The sequence below is a fragment of the Photorhabdus tasmaniensis genome, assembly GCF_011189505.1.
GTDB lineage: Bacteria > Pseudomonadota > Gammaproteobacteria > Enterobacterales > Enterobacteriaceae > Photorhabdus > Photorhabdus tasmaniensis.
Window position 1 is genome coordinate 1 of record NZ_PUJU01000124.1, and the last position, 2304, is coordinate 2304.

A 2304-nucleotide genomic window follows, 5' to 3' on the forward strand; every position below is an offset into this window, starting at 1 on the left:
CGGTTTAATGCGCCCCGTTGCCCGGATAGCTCAGTCGGTAGAGCAGAGGATTGAAAATCCTCGTGTCGGTGGTTCGATTCCGCCTCCGGGCACCAATTCAAAGCGCGTTGGTTGAGAGATAAAAAAGCTCAACGGGCGTTCGATACTGGGACCTAAATGCATCGTTACAGTTGACTTAATCTTGCATCGCTTCGATATAGAGTATAAAGGTTCTAGATCCAGGATATCTGAGAAATTAGATATCCTTTTTCGTTCGAGCGCAATACTTACAAGTTCTATTGCAACTGTCAAGCCATCCAAACTAAAATCAATGAATTAATTAACACGATGTTGTATGTTGGTGACTCAGCTTTCCTAAATTGATCAGAAGAAGGTCAGTTATAGGAGATTGTATCAGTTCAAAAAAATTCCCCATCTTACGACAAGGAATTTGTGGGGAAAAAACAAGTTCAGGCAACAGCCAGGAGATTTTGTTTTATCCGATTAACATTTCGCCTCTCTCTCTGGCTCAGCATCGATATACAGCATTAATTCACGCTCCAGCGCACGCCCGGCAGTATCCAGATTGATATCAATATATTCCATCGTCGTAGTAATACTGCGGTGTCCCAATAATCCGCGTACCATTTGCAAATTACGATCAGGTGCTTTCATCAGTTCAGTTGCCAGGGTATGCCGGAAACGGTGTGGACCCACATCAAATCCGCACTCCTTTGACAAGCGCCGAAAAAATGATTTTATCGTCTGTAACGGGTCGGTTTCGTTTCCTCTGTCTGTTTTGGCGGTAAAATAGTCCACACAAAACAGGGGATCATTCAGTTTTGCCCCAGCGGCCTGAGCACGTTCCAGCAAAATTTCCAGTCGCGGATACAACCATTTCACCACCGGCACCTGGTGTTCATAATGGTTCTTACTCCCCTCGGAGCAAAGAATAATCCGACGTTCTTTCAGATCAATATCTCCAAGCCGGATATGTAATAACTGATTTTGCCGCATCCCGGTATAACGCAACGTATCCAGTACCGTCAGCCAATATCAGGTCGGATATAATGCACAGCGGCCACGCTGGTTATCCCCGGCCTGCCGTTCTCGCGCTTCAAATTGCCCCATCGTGAGATACAGGGCTGTCAGCTGTTTTTTGGTTAATGTTTTCTTTTTCTTCTTGTTCGCATTAACCACCACACCATTAAATGGGTTTTCCGTTTGAGGCAGTATTTTTTCTTTTATCGCCAAATTAAATAACGCTCGCATATGGGCAATCTTACTGTTCCAGGTCACACCTTTCCGTCCGGACTGATGCAATACATATCTGCGCCACGCCAGGACCTGCTGTCGGGTCACTTGCGCAGGCCGATTGTCCACACCTGCAAACACCTGGAAGGTATTCACCACCTTGCGATAACTTGACTCCGTATCCGGCCGCAAGATTTTGGCAAAAAAATACTCATCCAGCAGGTTATCCCAGGTCATACTGTCCATCTCTACTTCCTCACTTCATCAATTTGAAAACCCATTGCGGGGCGCAGAAAATAACATATTGTTATTAAAGATGCTTTTCAGGAAATCGCCAGAAAAGGGCTATCCTCCGGTACAGAACGGTCACGATAAAGCAACGTGCTTTTGATTAAGTAACCATGAACACGCTGATAGGAGCCAGTCCGATCAGCCGAATCATAAAGATGACAACAACAAAAACATTTTCCACGACTGACTCGGTGTCGTCCCAGCCGCTCAAAGGCGGTTTGTACCCGTTTCCATTTTTGGCTAACCTCTTTGCCATCTGCCTGCGTCTTCTCACCGAGAAACTGGAAGAAAATGGCCGGCGCACTCACAAACACAAAACCACTGACCAGGTGTATCCGGGCTTTCGGCGTATTAAGGGTCATCACCCCCTGCCTTAATCCAGCGGACAACCAGTCCCAGAATTGCTCGCCAATACAGGGTGTCTCATTGGCATTTTCGTTCTGCCCTGTTGCCTGAACCGCGTGTTGTGAAGGCACCGGCGTGTATGGCGGTACGATTTCCGCTTCACAGGCCATAACCTGTTCTGTCACTGTGCCCGCGACATTCATTCCCATTAATGACAAGAGCTGTTGCGTGCTCTCATCCGGCGGCATCCCCTTCTCTGGCGTGACGGTCATGACGGCAGAAGGGATCTCATCAACCGGTCTCACGGCTGATGAAACAATTTCAGTCATCGTGCTATCTTCCTGCCGTCTCTGAGAGAGCAGAACACTGTCCATTGCCGTTGATAAAGGCGCAGCAGAAACATCGGGATTTCCTGAAACAATCATTTGCGGTGAT

1 protein-coding gene, 1 tRNA gene and 1 pseudogene are annotated in these 2304 nt (G+C 47.3%); 1 reads left to right on the forward strand and 2 read right to left on the reverse strand.

Annotated elements, in window-relative coordinates:
- The first annotated feature begins 19 nt into the window (after positions 1-19).
- Positions 20-95, forward strand: a tRNA-Phe gene (locus C5471_RS22995).
- Between the two features lie 388 nt (positions 96-483).
- Here the strand turns inward: C5471_RS22995 and C5471_RS23000 are convergent.
- Together C5471_RS23000 and C5471_RS23005 are read right to left on the reverse strand one after the other, a co-directional pair.
- A pseudogene (locus C5471_RS23000) lies at positions 484-1479 on the reverse strand (tyrosine-type recombinase/integrase).
- A gap of 77 nt (positions 1480-1556) precedes the next feature.
- The coding region (locus C5471_RS23005; protein WP_166296529.1) for a conjugal transfer nickase/helicase domain-containing protein at positions 1557-2304 on the reverse strand (748 nt) is incomplete at its 5' end.